Genomic DNA, 18,405 nt, shown 5'->3' with positions numbered 1-18,405 from the left:
GCCATTTCAAATATCTTGAGCATTAATTATTGCCAAAGTACCCAAAAGTGCTTCTTCTAATCGTACAGTCTCTGTAGCTTGATTTGGGAAAAAGTTTAGTGATTTTGCATTTTGAACTTTATTCATTCTCCCACCAATAATTTCATGAATTCCTCTCTCAGGAGATCCAAATACTACTAGTGTGGGATCATCTGATTTTACATATTTTGATAATTGTTCATTTGTAACTGTTTTACCTTTTCTTGATGTCAAAATTATATTTCCTTTCCATTCTGATAATATTGAAAACAAGTTTGCTCTTTCTTTGACTGAATATCCCCAGTATGATTTGATGTCTTTTCTATCTATTTCTTTTATTGACAATCTTGGATATCCTTCTTTAAATTGCACCGTTATTCTTTTCCCTGTTGACACACTTCCATAATATTGAATTAATTGATTAATTCCAACATCGACGAATTTTTTACCTTTTGAACTAACTACAATCCCCTCTCTAATGTCTCCTGCTTTAATTTTTTTAGAATTTACTGGTGTAACGTGACTTGGAATTCTCAATGGTTGCAAAACTCCTGCAAATTTTAAATCATTCATTTTTGGGAATAGCCTTCTTCTCAAAAATTGTGGCGTTTCTAAATATTTTAGAATCATGATCATTAATCCTGGGTCTGTTTTCTTTCCACCTTCTTGATAGACATAGATTGTGTCAATTTTAAAAATTGCACAAGCTCTTGCTAGAATAGATATTTTTCTAGTTTTATCGATTTTGAGGGATTCATCTGATAAAGAAGATTCAGGAATTGCAACAGATAATTTCAATGTAATTTAATCTCGCAGGCTCTTAAAATAACTATTTTTGTTCGTGTGGGTATTTTTCTTTAGCAGCATTTGCATATTTTGTAATCTGCTCATCTGAAACTAATTCATACAATCCATTTTCTTTTTTGATGTGAGCCATTCTGATGTGACTTGTTCCTTCTTTATCTTCACTTGAAAGATAAATTCCTGCAGCAGCTAATGTTGCAGCATCATCAAGTGATAAATCTTCTTTGTATGTTTTTTCTAAAAAGTCTGTAACTTGATCAGAACCAGAACCTATTGCAATTGCATCATAAGAGATGTATGTTCCACTAGGATCAGTCAAATACAATTGTGGTGTGTTATTTACAACTCCGCCGAGAATAAGTGCAACACCGTATGGTCTTACACCTGCATACTGTGTATATTGTTGACATTGATCTGCTAAATGTTTAGCAATGGTTTCAACTTCAACTGGTTCATCATAAATCATTTTGTTACTTTGAGAAAAGAATCTTGCATTGTCTACTTGACTTCTTGCATCTGGAATGTATCCTGCAGCAGCTACTCCTACATGATCATCAATTTGGAAGATCTTTTGAGCAGTTTCTGAAATTTGTAATTTTCTTGGTTTTTCTTCTACGGCAATTACAATTCCGTCTTTGCATTTTACACCTACAGCAACAGTACCTCTTCTTACAGTTTCAATAGCATATTCAACTTGGTATAGTCTACCGTCTGGTGAGAATACTGTGATTGCTCTATCGTAACCTTGTTGTGCAGGAAGCATTTGATTGCAATGCTTTGATTATACAATTTAAACCATGCCCACAATTGAGAGTAATTGTTACTTTGATCGGAGCCTATTCTATTTTTTCAATCATTGGTAATTGCCAGCTTTTGTCATAGTATGCTTCTGTTGGAGAGTAAAATCTCATGTAGACAAAGAATCCGTCACCTTCGTTAGTCTTTACCCAATTATTTTCAAAACCTTCAGGAGCTTCAGGTCCAAAGTAGACATCATAAGAGCCATTTTCATTTTGCATTAAATCTGGATTAAGTGATCTTATTGCAGGAAGTGGTTGTAGATCATTTTTGATCATTGAACGAGTATCTGCATCATAAACTACTATGGACCAAAAGTTTTCTGCAGGAACATTTGCTGGTATGTTCAAATGATATGTACTAGAACCAATTAGGAAATTATCTTCAGAATCTCGATAAGTTCCAACATATTTTGAACCCTTTCCTACAAGTTCAAGAACCATTGCATCAGCTGTTGTTATTGCTTGATACATGAAAGACATTCTTGGTTCAATTTGTGTTATCCCTCTTTCATCTTCATATTTTGGATTTTTAGTTTGAAATGCTAATTCCCAATTTTTATCTGGCCAATATAGGAACGGTTCTTTCACTGGGGAATCATATGCAATGTTTCTTGCCATCAAATTTGCAACAACTGCAGCTTTGTTTAGTAATTTTTTAGAATCTTCATCTGGTTGAAATGGCTCTCCTGGAACTATTCCAATTGCATGCATTAATCCGAAGAGATTTTTATCATCTGGTCTAACTATAGTTTCCTTTGAATATACTTCATGTAGGAATTCCCAAAAACCATCCGTTGTTGGATATGATAACTTTAATGATTTGCCTGCAACATCAATAAACTTTACTTGTGGTGAATTATCGATTTCAGATAAAGGATAGATGTTTACTTTTTTGATCAGTTCTTCAGCCGCATCCATATCGGGTGCATTAACAAAAGCTCTACCCATTGCAATAAACTGCATTGTATCTGACTGAATTACGAAATTATTCTCTTCTTCATTTTTGAATTCGTTTGGAATATCTTCATCAAAATTGGGTGGCAAAAACAAAAACAATGCTTCTTGACCCTCATTAGGTCCTACTATCCCCCAATCTGTCATGACTTGTTGGTATATGTTATCTGCATGTCCTTGCAGATTTCCTTCTGGTAGATGAACTACTATTGGACCATTAGACAGATCTTGTAGTGACATAAAGTAAAGCACAGAAGTATTTCCTGTTAACAGATCAATTTCTGAATTCATAAAGTCTGACCAATATAGAATGTCTCCTACTTCTCCACCTGCTTTTTCTAGATCATAAAAAATTCCTGCACCACTAACTGCAGGAAGTGCTAAATGGTAAACTTGAATTGCTCGTTGGAAAAAGAGTTCATCTGAAAGAATCTTTGAAGAATCTGGTGTAAGATAATCGTGATCAATTACTATCGTTCCACTTCTAGTTTCAATGGTTTCCACTCCTATTTCAGAACATTCTCCATCATATGCATAATCTATTTCAAAAGATTCCAATGTGCACATGTTTCCATATGTTTTCCCATCTACACCACATACTGGTCGATAATCCTTTGTACATGCTTTCATTTTTGATTCAGACTCGTCTAACATGATTCCCCATCCTCGTTCGACAAGTTTCTCTGCTGTATTTTGTGTTACACAAGCAATTTTTCCTTTGTTATTTTCAATCCAAACTTTATCAACACAAATTTGATTCTCTACTGCATCAACAAATGGAATAATTCCAATTGATAGAATTAATGGAATTAAAATGAAAATTGTATTACTATACACAATTTGTGTGTAAAATACTGTTATTAAAATAATTTATTTTTCAAATGTAAGTTTATTTGAAGTCAAATTAATTTTTGATTATGAAATTTGAAATCCAATTCTCTGGACATGAAAATATTCGCTCTAACCATCAAAAAACTATTGAAATCACCAAAGAATCTCACTTAACTCCCCAAGGTGATTGTATCGTAGGTGTAAATGCAAAATCTAGCTGTGCTGATTTGCCCGAAGAACTAAAAACCAAATTAAAAAATCCTAATTCAAAAGTGATTTTCTCAATTAATGTTGGCGATGATTCTTTTGAAATTGAAGGTAAAGGTCATCCTGATCTTATCTTATCTCACACTGAAGACATAGTGATTAGAAAAAGTGATTTCATCTGTCCTCGAACATTGGCTGTAAAATGTGACAAGGCTTCTGATTTGTTACCTAGAAACATGGTAAAACAATTACAAAATCCAAAAACTATTGGTACCTTTAGAATTACAGTTGAGTAATACTGTGACAATTTTATAGGTAATTTAATTGGCTTTAGATATGGGTCGTAAAACTAATTTCTTTCTTTTAGTACCATTGGCAGCATTTGCTGCAATCGTTATCGGCTTTGGAATGTACATGACAATCTGTAAAAATTCAAACATTCCAATAAACTGCTAAAAATTCTCTCCAAAAGTTCTATTTCTTGTCTTTGTTCTTCAATTTTTTAATGATAATAAAACCAATTATCATTCCAACCAATCCCACTCCTGCAAATGCATAAAATTCACCAACATAACCTCTAGGTTCTCTAAAGTCAATTGGGTTTGGATCATTGAGTGTATGGTCTTTGAGTGGTGATTTGTAATCTATTGGAACAATTCGTAAGATTTTATCGTCATTTGTTTTTGGTGTACCTCGGCCATCTTGATTGCTAGTTAGAATATACAAAAATCCATCAGGGCCTGTTTGTACATCCCTTAATCTTCCAAATTCATCTTGGAATAATTTTTCATGTGAGTTTACTGAATTCTTTTCAGAATCAAATTCAATCATATGTAAATGACTACCACGTAATGTTGCAACAAAATATTTTCCTTTCCACTGTGGAATTTTATCACTATCATAGAATTCAGCTCCTGATGGTGCCCATGTATCTTTTCCAGAATGTAAAATCGGATTTACTAATTCTTCTTTTTTCTCATCACCAATAACATCTGGCCAACCATAATTTGCACCTGCAACTATTTTATTAATTTCATCATGAGCTACCCCTCTCCAACCTGATGGTCCATGTTCTGTTGCAAACAAATTTCCTGATTCATCCCAATCAATTCCTTGAGGGTTTCTATGTCCTATTGAATAAACAGGAGAGTTTTTCCATGGATTATCATTTGGAATTGTACCGTCTGAATTAATTCTTAGAATTTTTCCTCCTAATGAATTCAAATCTTGTGACAAATCAGGTAGTCCTGCTTCTCCTGTTGTAACGTACAGTTTTCCATCCGGACCAAATTGTATTCTTCCTCCATCATGAAATGGCCCTCCTGGAATACCATCAATCAATATCCTATCTTCATTTAATATCCCATCAGAAAATTGATAACGAACTAGTTTGTTCTTTGTTGTTAAAAGTTCATTGTAAGTATAATACAAGTAGATGTAATTATTTTCTGAATAATTTGGATCCACTGTTACTCCTAGCATTCCTCCCTCAACACCTCCAACACTTAATGACAGAAGTGGCTCTTGCAACAATATTCCATGCTGAATAACTCTTAGATTGCCATTTCTTTCTGTAAACAGAATAGTTCCATCAGGTAACCAGTCTATGCTCCATGGAATGATTAGATTGTCTGCTATGACTTCTACTTTTACTTGAAGTTCTGGATATTCTTGTGCAAATGCAACAGGAATTAGTGATAATAACACTAAACTCAATACGAGTTTTTTCATTAATCTAATTACTATTATTTCACATTAAATGTTTGTTAGATAATCATTATCAAAAATGATCATGTTTTGTTAATTCTACTTTAGCAAGTTTCTCTTAAGGCATGATACAACTCAATTATCATGGTAAAACCCACCATTGAATTACCAATTTCTAAAAAACCTACTGATGTTGAGTTGAAGAAACTCAAAGATTATTTTAAAGAAATGCCTGTAACTGAAATTCTTACGGGTCTAAAATTTGCAAAAAATAGGTGGTCTGCCAAAGATGCTGGAACTCTTAAAGTTGGAAGAAAAAGCATTATTCAGAAAGAAGTACACTCTGTTACAACTGAACAAGCACAATGGAGATTGAAAAATTGGAAGATGATGATTGCAAATTATCGTAGACGTGGATATAGCTATCCTACCATATCTAGAATAAAGAAAATCCTGATTCAGAAAAGTAAAAAGAAATCAAAGTGATTGACTAAAATTTTGATTCCATCTTTTTGACCATCTTCTAATCAAATAAACTGCAATTACATATGCAATCGCATGATGAATGATTATATTCAATATTCCTAAATCTGGGTTACTTCCTAAGATTGCATAATTCCAATCAACACCATTGATCTCCGAGTATATTCTTTCATTGTATATTGATGTCTCATCAAGTGGATAAACAATTGATTGGATTAACATAGATATTGCTCCAAATATAGTAAAGATTAGAAGATACCATCGCATTTTTTTGATACGATATGATGCAACAATATCCATTATGGGAATAAAACAAAAAATTGTTTGCCATGTTATACTTACAGGGCCTTTTGCAGGCATGAAATTATGAAATTATGATTGCTATTTAGTATTGCTAAAGATTACTTCTTAAAAATAAAAATAGGTTATTGGGTCCATCCCCAACTAACTAATTTTTGAACACTAGTTGTATTAACACATGCTGGTCCACCTGATGGTTTGAAAATTAATTCAAATGATTCTTTACATTGAATATTTTCTGGTTCAACACCTTCTTTGATTTGTTTTAGAGGTGGTAAACTTGCAACATCTTTTTCATCAGATATTTCTGAATCCATATGAATTGTTTCTTCTAATTGTAATGGTACATCATCAGTCCCGAAAACTTCTTCCATATGAGAAGATTCTTCAGATTCTATTCCACTAACAATTTCAAATTCTGCGATTAATTCGTCAACAAGTAATGTAACTTGTTCAGGAGAATGTCTTTGTTCATAAGCTTCCCAAATTTGTACATACGTGTCATTGACTTTGCCAGAATTTGCAACGTCTGATCTTATTTCTTCAAAGATCTGCTGTGATCTCCAAATAAATGCAGAACCGTCTTGAAATTCTGCCATTTCAACAATGTTTCCATCTTCAATTGCTTCCATGTATTCAACTTTAGATGTTTCAAGTAAACCGTTGATTAGTTGTGCTTTGAATGCTGAATCTTCACTGAGTTCTTCTCCAATCACAATTTCTCTTGCTTCTTGAATGATTGCTTTAGCATCTTCAACTGCAGCTTGTGCGTCATTTCTAGTAACACTGGTACTTGCATTATCCTTCAACTCTAACAATGTCATCTCTAGTTCTTCATTAAATTCAGGATTTGCATCCAAGTGTGTACTCATCGTATCATACAATTCTGAAATTGGATGTGTTGCATGAACTATTGCTAGTTCTGTGTTACTTTCATCCAGATTCATTTCTAATGCCCAAAAGTGCCCAAGGGTTTCTTCAAGAGTTCCTGCAAATTCTAATTTTGCATCAAAATCAGAGTCTGCAAAAGCTAATGGTGAACTTCCTAGAACAATTATGGATAAAATCCCTAATGCGATTTTGTTCATACCATGAAATTTTTACATCTTGTTTAAAATGTTTCTTACGTTAATCATTCCTACAAATTCTTGTTCTATAGATTGAGAACGATGTCTACTAATTTTTTAATTTGTTTCTAGATGAAGATGTCTGTTTTTTTCTCTACAATTTGTTGTTTGAGAGATTCTGGAACATCTGGTATGGATGATTTTGTTTGTCCAGCAATTACACTGTGTGCCTCTTCTAGAATTGCTAATGTATCTGCATTTGCTTCTGGAACGGTACTCATGCTATCTCCTATGCCTACTGATGAACCAGACATAACATCGCCTAGAATTTGTGACAAGTCTTGCATTGAAGCATTTGCTTCTGGCATAATTCCACTAAGTGATGGGCTGAGACCTTTGATAATTGCCATACATGGACTTAGTGTTACAACAACATCTCCTAATTCTGAAACGGTATCTAATCTTAGTTTTACTTGTTCCATGGATAGTTTTGCTCCACTTACCATGTTTTTCATTTTTCTAACTTGAGTTAATTCTCCAGCATATGCTTGTGCATAGCCTGTTTTGTTGTTTCTTTGAGCGTTTACTATTTTTTCAAAAATTACATCATGTTTTTTCTGTAATTTCTCATTAATTCCTTCTAATTTGGAAATTTGAAATTGTAATTTCTTTTGTGCAAAATCAATCTTGTTCTTTAGTGGTTCATCGGGCTTTACTTTGCCAATAACCTTTTGAGAGATGCTTTCTCCTTCTGTTTTATTCCAAGAGTTACTGATCATGCCTTTATCCTGAATAACCTTGAATTTTTTGTTTTAAACAGATTTGTCACCCCAGGTAGTGTCACTGGAGTTACACATACAGTAGGTACACTAACCAAAGGTAAATGTAAAAATTTGGAAACCCTTGCCCTTTACCTTGATTTCCAGAATATGGGAAGAACTAGTGTCACTACTGATGATATTATACAGTCCTGCTTCTGAAACTTTTAGAACTTGTCCATCTTTGATGTCCTTTCCTGAATATTCCTCAGATAGCGGTTCATCATCGATGAATATTTCTAACTCTGCAGAATTTTCAGTTACAATATTTACTTCCTTTGCATTGTAAAGGAGTTTGATTGTTCCTGTCTCTGAGATCAATTCCATACTGTCATCATAATTTTTCCAGGTTCCAATTGGATAGAATTTATGTAAATCCACTTTTTCTGGCTCTAGATATGAAATAGTTTTTCCTGGTTGGAACCCTTCATCGCTTCCTAATTGATTTCTATTTTGAGCAAATTTGTAACCAAAGTATAATTCTGGTGTTCTAAATAACGAATGTTGGAATTCTTCAATTTCTACAAGTGATGATGTGGATGACATTTGCAAACCTAATGATGTAGCTCTCTCTTCTAATAATTTTTGAATAACTTTTTCAGTTTCTTGATATCCTCCTTCACCAATGTGATCATATCTTAGAAATCCTTCATGATCAGCAATGTATTTCCTTGGCCAGTATCTATTTTCAAAAGCTTTCCAAGTCTCCATGTCATTATCCATCACAACTGGATAGTCTATTCCATGTTTGTCTATTGACATCTTTACATTTTCAGGATCTTTTTCAAATTCAAATTCTGGAGAATGAACTCCGACAATCAATAATCCTTGATCAGAATATTTGTCATCCCATGCAGTAATGTATGGTAATGTTCGAATACAATTGATGCAACTATATGTCCAAATGTCATACAGTACAACTTTACCTTCTATCTCTTTGGCTAATTCTTCAGGTGTGGTGTTTAGATAATTTGCAATCCCGACAAGTTTAGGAGCTTTTTTAAATCCTGATTTATCAATTGGTGAAAGTGAATTCATTTCAGTAAATGTGGTAGTTGATTGTACATCTTGGTCTAATGTAGTGAAAATCATGCCTAATATGCCTAAACCTGCAGCAATTATGACTCCTAAAATTAATCCTGTTTTAATTTCTGAATTCATTTAATCACCCTAAAAGTACCAGCTCATTAAGAAGTGGAAAGTTTGCAATATAAGCAAGTTGATTTGTAAATACTAAAACTCCTAAGATTATGATGAATGCTCCCAAGATGATGTTGTAATATTTTAGATGTTTTGACATTGAGCGAATTAATTTTGTTGCCCTTGAAAAAAAGATTCCCATCAAAATAAATGGAATTCCCAAACCCAATGAATATGCAAGTAACAAAGTAAATGAAATAGATGGTGTCGTTGCAGCTAGCGTGAGAATTGTTCCAAGTATTGGCCCTACACATGGTGTCCATCCTACTGCAAATGCTAAACCAAATACAAATGACATTGGATAGCTGGACTTTGAATTTTGAGGAAAGAATTTTTTCTCTACATTTAATGAACGAATTTTTGTAGATAGTAGCAAAAAGATTCCAAATCCAACAATAATGATCCCTGCTACCATATTGAGACTTTCAGTAAATTCATTAGCAGTACTTGACAAAACACTGTTGATCAAAACCCCTAATGTAGAAAATACTACGGAAAATCCTAAAACAAAAAATATTGTGTTTAGTATAATATTGATTCTTTTAATTGATAGAACTGTTCCATTTTTGGAACCCAATTCAGTTACAGTGGTTCCTGAAATGTATGCAAGAAAAGCTGGAATCATAGGTAGAATACATGGAGCAATAAATGAGCTAAGACCTGCCACTAGTGCAACAAGGATTGTAGGGTCTGCCATAGTTGCATTTTGTAATTTTTCCTTTAAAGCGTTCTTCCATATCTTGCCCAAATCTAATTTTCAATCCCTTTTTAACTGGGCAATTAATAATTTTGATATGAATAAACGATTCATCATTGTAGGAATTGCTTTGGGAATTGTCGTTACCGTTGCAGTAATTATAGGCTCACCTGCAATTGGTGGCTTTGATGGACTACGCTAATCGTAGAATTTTTTATGTGCTTTTTCAAAAATGCCTAATGCTTTTTCAATATCTGTTCCTGAAAGCCACGCAGTAACTGAAATTCTTAATCTTGCTTGATTTTTGGGCACAGTTGGATATCTGATTGGTTGTGCAAATACTCCATTATCGTACAAATATTTCCCAAATTCTAATGCTTTCTTTTCATCTCCTATTATTATTGGAATAATTTGAGTTGGAGATTTTATTTCATATCCTAGTTGTTTTAGTCCTTTCACTAGATGCTTGGTATTTTTTTCCAGCTTTTTCTTTTGTCTTTCTCTATTTGATTGGAATCTTTTGTAAGAGTATTCTACCAAAAAGGATGGCAATGCCGAAGTATAGATAAACGATTTTGATTTGTTTATACACAAATCGACAATGTTGTTATGTGATGTAAGATACCCTCCAAATGATCCTAGCCCTTTACTTAGACTGCTTATGTACAAATCTATTTTTTTAGAAACATTGAAATGATTTGGAGTTCCTTTCCCATCTTTCCCTAAAACAAAATCTCCATGTGCATCATCAACAATTGTTATTGCTTTTGTTTTTTCTGCTATTTCTGTAATTTGTTTTAATGCTGAAATATCGCCATCCATACTAAAAACACCTTCAGTAATTACAAACTTGTTTTTTCCTTTTTGTTTTAATTTTTTATTCAAATCATCCATGTCGTTGTGATTGTAGATGGAAATTTTTGCATCTGTCAATTTACAAGCTTCGATAATACTTGCATGGTTTAGTTCGTCACTAAGAATCAGATCCCCTTTTTTTGCAATTGCTGAAATTGCTCCCAAGTTTGCCATATATCCAGTTGGATAAATTAAACCACTTTGATGCGATTTGTGTTTTGCAAGTGCTTCTTCTAATTTCCAATAAGACTCATCATTACCTGAGACTAATCTTGAACTTGATTGCAATTGTTTGATTTGGATTTTTGTCGTTGGTATTCCTAAATAATCATTGGAGCACAAATTGATCAATTTTTTATTATTTATTGTAATTACAGAGCCTTGACTAGTACCATATCGTAATTTTCTATAGAGGTTGTTTTTCTTTAAAATTTCTAATTCTTTATCTACAAAATTTAGTTTATGCTTTAAGGCCAATTTTCTCTATTAGTTTACGGTCTTTTTCAGCCTCATTCCCACCCATTGTGAGATACCCTGCTGTGATAATTCCATTTGCCCCACTTTGAAGCAACTCTTCACCAGAATCATCTAGATTAGTTTCACGACCTCCTGAAATTTTGATAACTGATTCAGGTAACAGGAATCTGATCACAGAAAACATTCTAACAATTTCAGAATTTGGTAAATCTGTTTGTAATTCTAATGGTGTTCCTGGAACTGGTACTAGAATGTTAATTGTTACTTCTTCTGGATAAAGTCTAGCTAATTCTAATGTCAACTCTAATCTCTGCTCTCTTGTTTCTCCAAGACCTATGATTCCACCTGTGCATAATTCCAGTCCAGCATCTCTTGCAATTCCAAGAGTTTTCAAACGGTCTTCATATGTGTGAGTTGTACATATTTCTGAGAATTTTGATTTTGCAGTTTCTAAATTATGATTATATCTTTTTACTTTAAGTTCTTTTAGTTTTTTTGCTTGTTCTATTGTGAGAAAACCTAAACTACATTCTACACTGATTCCTACTTTTTCATTAATTTCAGTAATAATTTTACACACTTTTTGAAAATCTTTTGTTGATGGCTCTCTCCATGCGGCAACAAGGCAGTATGATTCTGCACCTTCTTCTTTTGCTTTTTGTGCTTTGATAACGACATCTTCTGGCTCTGGCAATTGATAAGATTCTATTCCTGTATCAAAAAATGCAGATTGTCCACAAAATGTACAGTCTTCACTACATGCATTTTTTTTAATATTGTTTAATTGTTCAACATCTACTTTGTCACCATTGAAATCTCGGGTAATTTCATTTGCACATCTTGCTAAATCTTTTAGATATTCTTCAGGAACGTCTAGTAATTTTTTTGCATCATCTACTGATATATGATTTCCTGAAAATACCTTCTCTTGACACTCTTTGATAAATTCTAGAGTATTCATTATTTTGTTCACCATTATTCCATTTATAAAAATAATGGAAAGGTTAACCCTATTTGATATGGGGGGTTAACAGTCAAATCACACTTGATTTTGCAGATTTGATTGTGGATATTGTTCTTTTTAGGAGTAAATCCAGTTCTGATTCTGATATTGCTAAAGGTGGAACAAGCATGACTATGTTTCCCAGAGTTCGAAGATAGATTCCATTCTTTTTTCCTACCTCAAAGAAAATTTTGTTTATGGATTTTTTTGGTGATATTGGAGTTTTCTTTGATTTATCCTTGACTAGCTCAATCCCCATAAGCATTCCTTTGTGTCTAATATCGCCAACAATGTCTATCTCTGAAATTTCATCATAGAATTTTTCAAATATTTTAGATGTTTTTTGAATTTTTTTAATTAAATTATTTTTTTTATACATTAGAATATTTTCATTTGCAACAGCTGCTGCAATTGGATTTCCAGTATATGTATGTCCATGGAATAGATGTCTCCAATCATTAAATTCCCCCAAGAATGAATCATAAATTTTCTTATTTGTTAGAGTGGCAGCCATAGTTAGATATCCCCCGGTTAACATTTTTCCATAGGCAACAATATCTGGAATACTTTTTTGTTCTTCATACTGTGTCATTGATCCCAGTCTACCAAAACCTGTTGCAATTTCATCTAAAACAAACAATATATCATATTTTTTACATAATTGACTAATCTTCTTTTGAAATCCTTTGGGATAAATTATGACTCCTCCTGCAACCTGTGCACCACTTTCCATTACAAACGCTGCAATGTTATCTTTTTTAGAAAATCTTTTTTCAATTTTATCTAAGCATTGGTTTTGATAGTCTTCCAATGTTATTCCCTTTGGCATTCTGTATTTGTTTGGTACTGGAAATTGAATTGTTGAAAATAATTGTTTTTTAAATTTGCCAAAAAATTCAGGTACATATCCTACAGACATTGCCCCAAATGTATCTCCGTGGTACCCATTTTCAATCGTGGCAATTTCAGTTTTCTTTTTGTTGCCCATATTTTTCCAATACTGTAGTGCTATTTTGATTGCAATTTCCATTGCAGATGAACCATTATCTGAATAAAACACCTTGTGCATTCTAGGTGATATTTTTACAAGGCTGTCTGCAAGTTTTTCTACTGGATCTGTTGTTAAATTAAACTGTGAGGAATGCTGCAGTTTCTTGCTTTGTTGATTAATTGCTTTGATTAGTTGTGGATTTGAATGTCCCCATACGTTACACCACATTGATGCAACAGCATCCATTATCTTATTGCCTTTAGAATCTTCTAACCATACACCTTTGGCTTTTACAATATTATCAAAAGAATCCCATTCTTTCATCTGGGTGTTTGGATGCCAAACAGAACTTTTCAACGGATTTTGTATGGTTTAAGATCTTAATAATTAACCGATGAGTTAATCAATGAATTAGTCTGAATATTTTTGTTGAAATCTCTCTTTATTGCAGGAACTGATACTGATGTGGGAAAAACATACATCACTGCAGGACTTGCAGTTGTACTTCGAAAAATGGGCGTAGATATTGGTGTAATGAAACCCTTTGCAGCAGGTTCTGCTCAAAAAAAAGGTTACAAATCAGAAGATGTTGAAATTTTATCTCGTGCTGCACATGCATGTGATCCTGAAAATTTAGTAAATCCACAATTCTTTCCTATTCCTGCATCCCCATATACTGCATGGAAGAAATTGAAAATAAAACCAAGAATTCCTATTGTATTATCTAGTTTTAAAAAATTAACAAAACTTCATGAGATGATTCTAGTGGAGGGGATGGGTGGAATTATGACTCCGATACTCAAAGACTATTTTATTACAAATTTGATTAAAGAAATGAAAATTCCTACAGTGATTGTAACTAGGAGCAAAGTGGGAACAGTGAACCACACAATAATGACAATAAAGATGTGTGAAAAATATAAAATTCCTGTTAAGGGAATTATTATCAATGATTTTGACAAGGGCTATCCTGTAAAAGACCTGACAAAAGATTTGCAAAATCTTACTGGCGTTCCTGTTTTAGGCTCTATTCCGTTCATCAAAGACATGAGTGATGAATCTTTGAATAGAATTTTCAAAAAGAACATAAATTTAAAATTGTTATTAAAATGATTATATTCTTAAAATTTTAAACTTGTTTGCGCCACCAACATTGCTAAACTGTGCAATTTCAAAAATTATCCTTGAAAATGAATTATTATCTTTAGATAATACGAATGTTTTTTTGTTTGTCTGAATATTTTCTGATAATACTAACCATATGTTCTCTTTTTCTGGTTGAATTTTTTCTAACTGTGCAATTTTTTCTTTAATAATCACAATGTCGGATGATTTTGTTATGCAAATTAATAGAGTCTTTTTATGATCTTTTTCAAGTGTTTTGATATCTGGGATTACTATGTCTAATTCATTCCCGTTATAGTCCACTTTTCTTTGACTTGTAATTAGACTATTTGTGAGCAAATAATGTAGTAATCCTGTAGCTAATACTCCTACTGATTCATCTTTTTCTCCCATTGTTAGGATTTTGTCATAGCAGTTTTTTGTTATGTTTTCTATAATCATATCAAATTTCTTTTCAGATATCAGTTTAGGAATAATTTTTGAATTTTCAATATACTCAAACAAGTAATCTTTGATTGGATTTGACTCTTCATCCATGTTGTTTGAATCTGAATTTTCATTTAATTAACCCTTGTTAGATGATTTTAAAAAGCGCATTACATTTTTCTAATTAATGACAATTTATGGAGATTTGATTGAATTAACTGAAGATGATTCAATTATCCATCCTGAAGAACAAGATTTGGAAAAAATTCCTTGGGAATTTCATGAAGGCATAAAGATTCATCCTGAAACGTTATCTTTGTACTCGATTGATTCTGCAAGTATTGAAATTACTGAATTAAAAACTGAAGTTTTTAACGCAATTGAAAAATCATCATTTAGCAATGTTTATGCGCATATCTACCCTTATGATGAATTATTTATCTTGTTTTTTGAATTTGCTATTGAAAAAGATATAGATCAATTCGAATTTTCACATTTTGGAATAGTTCCAGCAAGCGATTTTTTTAACGCATTAAAAGAGAATCATGTGATAAAAATTCGACATAAACAATTTCGCCTTACCAAAAATACCCAGGAAAAAATTCTAGAAAAAGTGAATGAATTTAAAAGTAAATTTCCAAAAAATTCTTTATTATAATTTTAATTAATTCGTATTATTCGTTAAAGATGTAGCGTCTTTCTCCTCTAGATTCCTTTTCAGTATCTACATGTACCAAGACAAATTCTTTCTTTGATTGCATCATTGATTCTTCAGGAGTTAGTTTATTTTCGTGTAATTCCTCATATTCATCCCAAGTCAGTCTTCGTCTATCTCCAATTTCTGCTTCCAAATTCATATTTTTTACCATTTCTTTGTAGGTTGATTGTACTACTCCACTAAACACCATTGCACTACTTCCACTACCATAGGAACCAAACCCTACTCTCTTTCCTTCCAAATCAATTCCTTTTTGATATTCAAATTCTAAACTACTTCTGAATCCCAAGTAAAGTGATGCCGTATACAAATTACCAATCATACTTGATGCAATAAGTGAGCTTGATAGTTTTGATTCGTATACTTCTTGATATGCTTGTGTTTTGGTGAACAATTTTGTGAATTCATGATCTTTTGCCATAAACTCTTCATCTCCTAACACTGACTCAATTGTACCTCGTGGGTCTTTTGGAATTGGTTCTTCAATTCCAATCTCTTGCAAAATTTTCTTCCATCTTGGGAGTTGTCTCCATTCATGTCTGACTAGATATGCTAAGGCTTTCTTTCCCATGTTGCTGTATGGTAAGTGCATATTGATGTAATCCATATGATCCAAAATTGTTTCCCCTTCTTCCATTTTGATTAGTCCTGATGAGACAACTTTTTTCTTGTATGCTTCAAGTGCTTTTCTTACCTGAATCATGTAAAGTAAATTGGAATATTGACCATGAACAATTGGAGTTTCTTTTCCAAACGGTCTATAGAAATCATATTCATCTTTAATTGATGTTGAAGTTACTTTAGGATCAAATGCTAGTAATCTTGGATTATCATTTAGAAGCATTACAACTGCTCCTGCACCTTGTGTCATTTCACCACTAGAACCCATATCGTACTTTGCAATATCTGAAACTACTACAAGTGCTGCCTTGCCATCTGCTTCATCTGCTCTAATCCAATTTGCATTGTCATAAAGAGCATATGAGCCACTCACACATGCAAATTTTGTTTCAACACCTCCACAGTGCTCAAATGCACCTTGACCGTAAACTTGTTCTAACATTCCAATGACATACGAGTTCATTGCTTTTGATTCATCAAATGCAGATTCAGTTGAAACGTATAATCTGCCTATATCATCAGGTGAAAGTTTATTTTTTTGCATGATTCGTAAACATGCATTAGCTGCAAGACATGCTGGGTCTTGATTGGCATCAACTATTGCCATCTGTGAAACTCCTAAACCTTTTTGTAATTTTACTGGGTCTAATCCTCTATTATCTGCAAAATCAGCTGCATCGAGATACAATTTGGGAATGTATATTGCAATGTCGTCTATTCCAGCTGTCATAAGCTAGCTCACGAAATTTCATTAATAAGGATATTGGGTAAATTCTAAGTAACTAGGAAGGAAATTTTAGTACTTTTTTTGACAATCTATTCATAATCTGATCGCAAATCCCTATTTTTGCAATTCATTTTCAAAAACTTTTTCAAATGTCTCATATGGTTGTGCTCCAAAGAGACGGGTTGTTTTTCCATCAGGACCTATGACAAAAAATGCTGGGGTTCCAGTTAATTCCAAACTTTTTGCATCCTCATTGCTTCCAAGTATTGTTTGAGAATGTTTTCCTTTCAACATGCATTCTGACCAAATATCCATGTCTAATCCAATTTCTTGTGCAAATTTGCCTAGATTTTCTGATGATGCCCATCCATTATTTTCTCCAGTCCAGTTTGAATACAAAATGTCATGGTATTCCCAAAATAGTCCTTGATCACTAGCACAGTGGGCTCCATGAGATGCATTAACTGAATCTGGACCAATAATGTTGTAATCTTTGAAGATCATCTTGACTTTGCCAGTTTCTACATAATTCTTCAAGATGTCATCTTCAGTAGAATGAAAGAAAACATTACAAAAATGACATTGATAGTCACCAAATTCAATTAATGTAACTGGGGCAGTTGGATTTCCTAGAATTGGGGAACCGTTTGCCAAGAATGTATTCATGGTAATTTTTGCAGGACCAACTTGCTGGACAGTTGGTGTGGGTTCAATTTTTAGTTCTGTAGGATTTGACATTCCATCAAACCCAATAAATGCAATTATAATTACTATAGCTGAAATGATAGCTCCTATGGCAAGTGAAGGTCCATGTATCATTGAACACAAAAATTCTTTTGGTACATTTAGTCTTTGTTAATTTTATTTATCTGTGGGGTCTGCCCCTGCATGAATAATCTGTAAAATCTTTGATGATTTTGAACTATCATTACTTGATTCAATTTTCATAGTGTAGGTACTAATTTTATCTACGGGTACTCTAAACTGTGTTTCATATGAACCATTTTCATTTGATTTGCCCTTCTCTGAAAAAATTGTTATTCCTTCATCATCAATAATGTCAACTTGTATGTTTGTATTTGGGATTAAACCATAGTTTTGTGTAAAATCATTTTTAGTATTTATTTCTGAATCAAATGTTTTAATCTGAATTAAAATATCTTGATTAGAATAAACTCTTTGAGAATATTTCACTATTATTGATAGATTGTCTTGTTTTTGTTCTGGTACTGATTCTTGATTATTATTAATTTCGTTAAAAACCAATTTGACAAATTTCCCACTTATGAAAATTTTCCCAAATACGTCTAATTTATCATCATTAACTTTTGAATATATGATGTATGGAAATCCTTCTATGGTTTGACCTGAAACACGTAAGATATTTCCATTAAAAAATTCTCTAATTTCAAATTCATTACTGATTAGAAATTGATTTTCTACTGTTTGTATTTCTCCAGTTTGAAAAAATTCAATGTCTGAATTAGGATCAATTTGCGCATATGTTGAATTTATTCCAAGACCAACTGCGAATAATAGAAATATTCCACAAATACTGAAAAAATTCATCTTGTAT

At 32.7% G+C, this 18,405-nt stretch carries 20 protein-coding genes; 4 read left to right on the top strand and 16 right to left on the bottom strand.

Annotation, left to right across the window (positions count from 1 at the left end; genetic code table 11):
• Positions 1–6: 6 nt before the first annotated feature.
• The 3 genes from C5F47_RS04970 to C5F47_RS04960 all read right to left on the bottom strand — a co-directional run bounded on the left by C5F47_RS04970 (position 7) and on the right by C5F47_RS04960 (position 3,413).
• Positions 7–816 carry a putative RNA uridine N3 methyltransferase gene (locus C5F47_RS04970; RefSeq protein ID WP_179360015.1) on the bottom strand — a complete coding sequence of 270 codons (810 nt, stop codon included), beginning with the start codon at positions 814–816 and terminating at the stop codon, positions 7–9.
• 31 nt (positions 817–847) lie between these two features.
• The gene (gene psmA, locus C5F47_RS04965; RefSeq protein ID WP_179360014.1) at positions 848–1,585 is read right to left on the bottom strand and encodes an archaeal proteasome endopeptidase complex subunit alpha; all 738 of its coding nucleotides are present in this window, start codon (positions 1,583–1,585) and stop codon (positions 848–850) included.
• A gap of 73 nt (positions 1,586–1,658) precedes the next feature.
• Positions 1,659–3,413, bottom strand: coding sequence for a DUF1214 domain-containing protein (locus tag C5F47_RS04960; RefSeq protein WP_179360013.1), 1,755 nt, complete (start codon positions 3,411–3,413; stop codon positions 1,659–1,661).
• Between the two features lie 80 nt (positions 3,414–3,493).
• On the opposite strand from C5F47_RS04960, the gene C5F47_RS04955 reads away from it, so the two are divergent.
• Positions 3,494–3,910 carry a DUF371 domain-containing protein gene (locus tag C5F47_RS04955; protein ID WP_179360012.1) on the top strand — a complete coding sequence of 139 codons (417 nt, stop codon included), beginning with the start codon at positions 3,494–3,496 and terminating at the stop codon, positions 3,908–3,910.
• Between the two features lie 178 nt (positions 3,911–4,088).
• Here the strand turns inward: C5F47_RS04955 and C5F47_RS04950 are convergent, their stop codons facing one another.
• A complete protein-coding gene (locus C5F47_RS04950; RefSeq protein WP_179360011.1) occupies positions 4,089–5,345 on the bottom strand; it encodes a PQQ-dependent sugar dehydrogenase in 1,257 nt (418 codons plus the stop codon).
• 120 nt (positions 5,346–5,465) lie between these two features.
• On the opposite strand from C5F47_RS04950, the gene C5F47_RS04945 reads away from it, so the two are divergent.
• A complete protein-coding gene (locus C5F47_RS04945) occupies positions 5,466–5,807 on the top strand; it encodes a hypothetical protein (protein WP_179360010.1) in 342 nt (113 codons plus the stop codon).
• Here C5F47_RS04945 and C5F47_RS04940 read toward each other — a convergent pair.
• The 8 genes from C5F47_RS04940 to bioA form a co-directional block, all read right to left on the bottom strand.
• Positions 5,799–6,164, bottom strand: a complete 366-nt coding sequence (locus C5F47_RS04940) for a hypothetical protein (RefSeq protein ID WP_179360009.1) — start codon at positions 6,162–6,164, stop codon at positions 5,799–5,801. The genes C5F47_RS04945 and C5F47_RS04940 overlap by 9 nt on opposite strands.
• Positions 6,165–6,229: 65 nt before the next feature.
• Positions 6,230–7,192, bottom strand: a complete 963-nt coding sequence (locus C5F47_RS04935) for a hypothetical protein (RefSeq protein ID WP_179360008.1) — start codon at positions 7,190–7,192, stop codon at positions 6,230–6,232.
• 107 nt (positions 7,193–7,299) lie between these two features.
• Positions 7,300–7,950 carry a Snf7 family protein gene (locus C5F47_RS04930; RefSeq protein WP_179360007.1) on the bottom strand — a complete coding sequence of 217 codons (651 nt, stop codon included), beginning with the start codon at positions 7,948–7,950 and terminating at the stop codon, positions 7,300–7,302.
• Positions 7,951–8,040: 90 nt separating this feature from the next.
• Positions 8,041–9,150, bottom strand: a complete 1,110-nt coding sequence (locus C5F47_RS04925) for a redoxin family protein (protein ID WP_179360006.1) — start codon at positions 9,148–9,150, stop codon at positions 8,041–8,043.
• Positions 9,151–9,154: 4 nt separating this feature from the next.
• Positions 9,155–9,886, bottom strand: a complete 732-nt coding sequence (locus tag C5F47_RS04920) for a cytochrome c biogenesis CcdA family protein (RefSeq protein ID WP_179360005.1) — start codon at positions 9,884–9,886, stop codon at positions 9,155–9,157.
• A gap of 198 nt (positions 9,887–10,084) precedes the next feature.
• Positions 10,085–11,218, bottom strand: a complete 1,134-nt coding sequence (locus C5F47_RS04915; RefSeq protein ID WP_246271030.1) for an aminotransferase class I/II-fold pyridoxal phosphate-dependent enzyme — start codon at positions 11,216–11,218, stop codon at positions 10,085–10,087.
• The gene (gene bioB / locus C5F47_RS04910; RefSeq protein WP_179360004.1) at positions 11,202–12,179 is read right to left on the bottom strand and encodes a biotin synthase BioB; all 978 of its coding nucleotides are present in this window, start codon (positions 12,177–12,179) and stop codon (positions 11,202–11,204) included. Before bioB ends, C5F47_RS04915 begins: the two co-directional genes overlap by 17 nt.
• A 73-nt stretch (positions 12,180–12,252) precedes the next feature.
• Positions 12,253–13,569 (bottom strand): adenosylmethionine--8-amino-7-oxononanoate transaminase, encoded by a 1,317-nt coding sequence (bioA, locus tag C5F47_RS04905; RefSeq protein ID WP_179360003.1) that lies wholly within the window; start codon positions 13,567–13,569, stop codon positions 12,253–12,255.
• Between the two features lie 72 nt (positions 13,570–13,641).
• On the opposite strand from bioA, the gene bioD reads away from it, so the two are divergent.
• The gene (gene bioD / locus C5F47_RS04900) at positions 13,642–14,325 is read left to right on the top strand and encodes a dethiobiotin synthase (protein ID WP_179360002.1); all 684 of its coding nucleotides are present in this window, start codon (positions 13,642–13,644) and stop codon (positions 14,323–14,325) included.
• Here the strand turns inward: bioD and C5F47_RS04895 are convergent, their stop codons facing one another.
• Positions 14,326–14,874: a hypothetical protein gene (locus C5F47_RS04895; RefSeq protein WP_179360001.1), complete on the bottom strand. Its 549-nt coding sequence runs from the start codon at positions 14,872–14,874 to the stop codon at positions 14,326–14,328.
• Between the two features lie 76 nt (positions 14,875–14,950).
• Between C5F47_RS04895 and C5F47_RS04890 the strand changes: the two genes are divergently transcribed.
• Complete coding sequence (locus tag C5F47_RS04890; RefSeq protein WP_179360000.1) at positions 14,951–15,421, top strand: hypothetical protein; 471 nt, start codon at positions 14,951–14,953, stop codon at positions 15,419–15,421.
• 16 nt (positions 15,422–15,437) lie between these two features.
• On the opposite strand, the gene C5F47_RS04885 is transcribed toward C5F47_RS04890, so the two are convergent.
• The 3 genes from C5F47_RS04885 to C5F47_RS04875 all read right to left on the bottom strand — a co-directional run bounded on the left by C5F47_RS04885 (position 15,438) and on the right by C5F47_RS04875 (position 18,398).
• Positions 15,438–16,832: a hydroxymethylglutaryl-CoA synthase family protein gene (locus tag C5F47_RS04885; RefSeq protein WP_179359999.1), complete on the bottom strand. Its 1,395-nt coding sequence runs from the start codon at positions 16,830–16,832 to the stop codon at positions 15,438–15,440.
• A 111-nt stretch (positions 16,833–16,943) separates the two neighbouring features.
• A complete protein-coding gene (locus C5F47_RS04880; RefSeq protein ID WP_179359998.1) occupies positions 16,944–17,648 on the bottom strand; it encodes a DsbA family protein in 705 nt (234 codons plus the stop codon).
• A gap of 42 nt (positions 17,649–17,690) precedes the next feature.
• The gene (locus C5F47_RS04875; RefSeq protein ID WP_179359997.1) at positions 17,691–18,398 is read right to left on the bottom strand and encodes a hypothetical protein; all 708 of its coding nucleotides are present in this window, start codon (positions 18,396–18,398) and stop codon (positions 17,691–17,693) included.
• Between the last annotated feature and the right edge of the window lie 7 nt (positions 18,399–18,405).

The organism is Nitrosopumilus cobalaminigenes, assembly GCF_013407145.1.
GTDB lineage: Archaea > Thermoproteota > Nitrososphaeria > Nitrososphaerales > Nitrosopumilaceae > Nitrosopumilus > Nitrosopumilus cobalaminigenes.
Note: the sequence above shows the minus strand (reverse complement) of the source record. Positions and strands in the feature narration are given on the sequence as shown.

Excerpts from the sequence above, each read along its gene's own strand:
- C5F47_RS04925 (WP_179360006.1), bottom strand. The coding sequence starts at position 9,150 with ATGAATTCAGAAATTAAAACAGGATTAATTTTAGGAGTCATAATTGCT.
- C5F47_RS04895 (WP_179360001.1), bottom strand. The coding sequence starts at position 14,874 with ATGGATGAAGAGTCAAATCCAATCAAAGATTACTTGTTTGAGTATATT.
- C5F47_RS04885 (WP_179359999.1), bottom strand. The coding sequence starts at position 16,832 with ATGACAGCTGGAATAGACGACATTGCAATATACATTCCCAAATTGTAT.
- C5F47_RS04955 (WP_179360012.1), top strand. The coding sequence starts at position 3,494 with ATGAAATTTGAAATCCAATTCTCTGGACATGAAAATATTCGCTCTAAC.
- bioB (WP_179360004.1), bottom strand. The coding sequence starts at position 12,179 with ATGAATACTCTAGAATTTATCAAAGAGTGTCAAGAGAAGGTATTTTCA.
- C5F47_RS04935 (WP_179360008.1), bottom strand. The coding sequence starts at position 7,192 with ATGAACAAAATCGCATTAGGGATTTTATCCATAATTGTTCTAGGAAGT.
- C5F47_RS04945 (WP_179360010.1), top strand. The coding sequence starts at position 5,466 with ATGGTAAAACCCACCATTGAATTACCAATTTCTAAAAAACCTACTGAT.
- C5F47_RS04920 (WP_179360005.1), bottom strand. The coding sequence starts at position 9,886 with ATGGCAGACCCTACAATCCTTGTTGCACTAGTGGCAGGTCTTAGCTCA.
- psmA (WP_179360014.1), bottom strand. The coding sequence starts at position 1,585 with ATGCTTCCTGCACAACAAGGTTACGATAGAGCAATCACAGTATTCTCA.
- C5F47_RS04880 (WP_179359998.1), bottom strand. The coding sequence starts at position 17,648 with ATGATACATGGACCTTCACTTGCCATAGGAGCTATCATTTCAGCTATA.
- C5F47_RS04950 (WP_179360011.1), bottom strand. The coding sequence starts at position 5,345 with ATGAAAAAACTCGTATTGAGTTTAGTGTTATTATCACTAATTCCTGTT.
- C5F47_RS04940 (WP_179360009.1), bottom strand. The coding sequence starts at position 6,164 with ATGCCTGCAAAAGGCCCTGTAAGTATAACATGGCAAACAATTTTTTGT.
- C5F47_RS04875 (WP_179359997.1), bottom strand. The coding sequence starts at position 18,398 with ATGAATTTTTTCAGTATTTGTGGAATATTTCTATTATTCGCAGTTGGT.
- C5F47_RS04890 (WP_179360000.1), top strand. The coding sequence starts at position 14,951 with ATGACAATTTATGGAGATTTGATTGAATTAACTGAAGATGATTCAATT.
- C5F47_RS04930 (WP_179360007.1), bottom strand. The coding sequence starts at position 7,950 with ATGATCAGTAACTCTTGGAATAAAACAGAAGGAGAAAGCATCTCTCAA.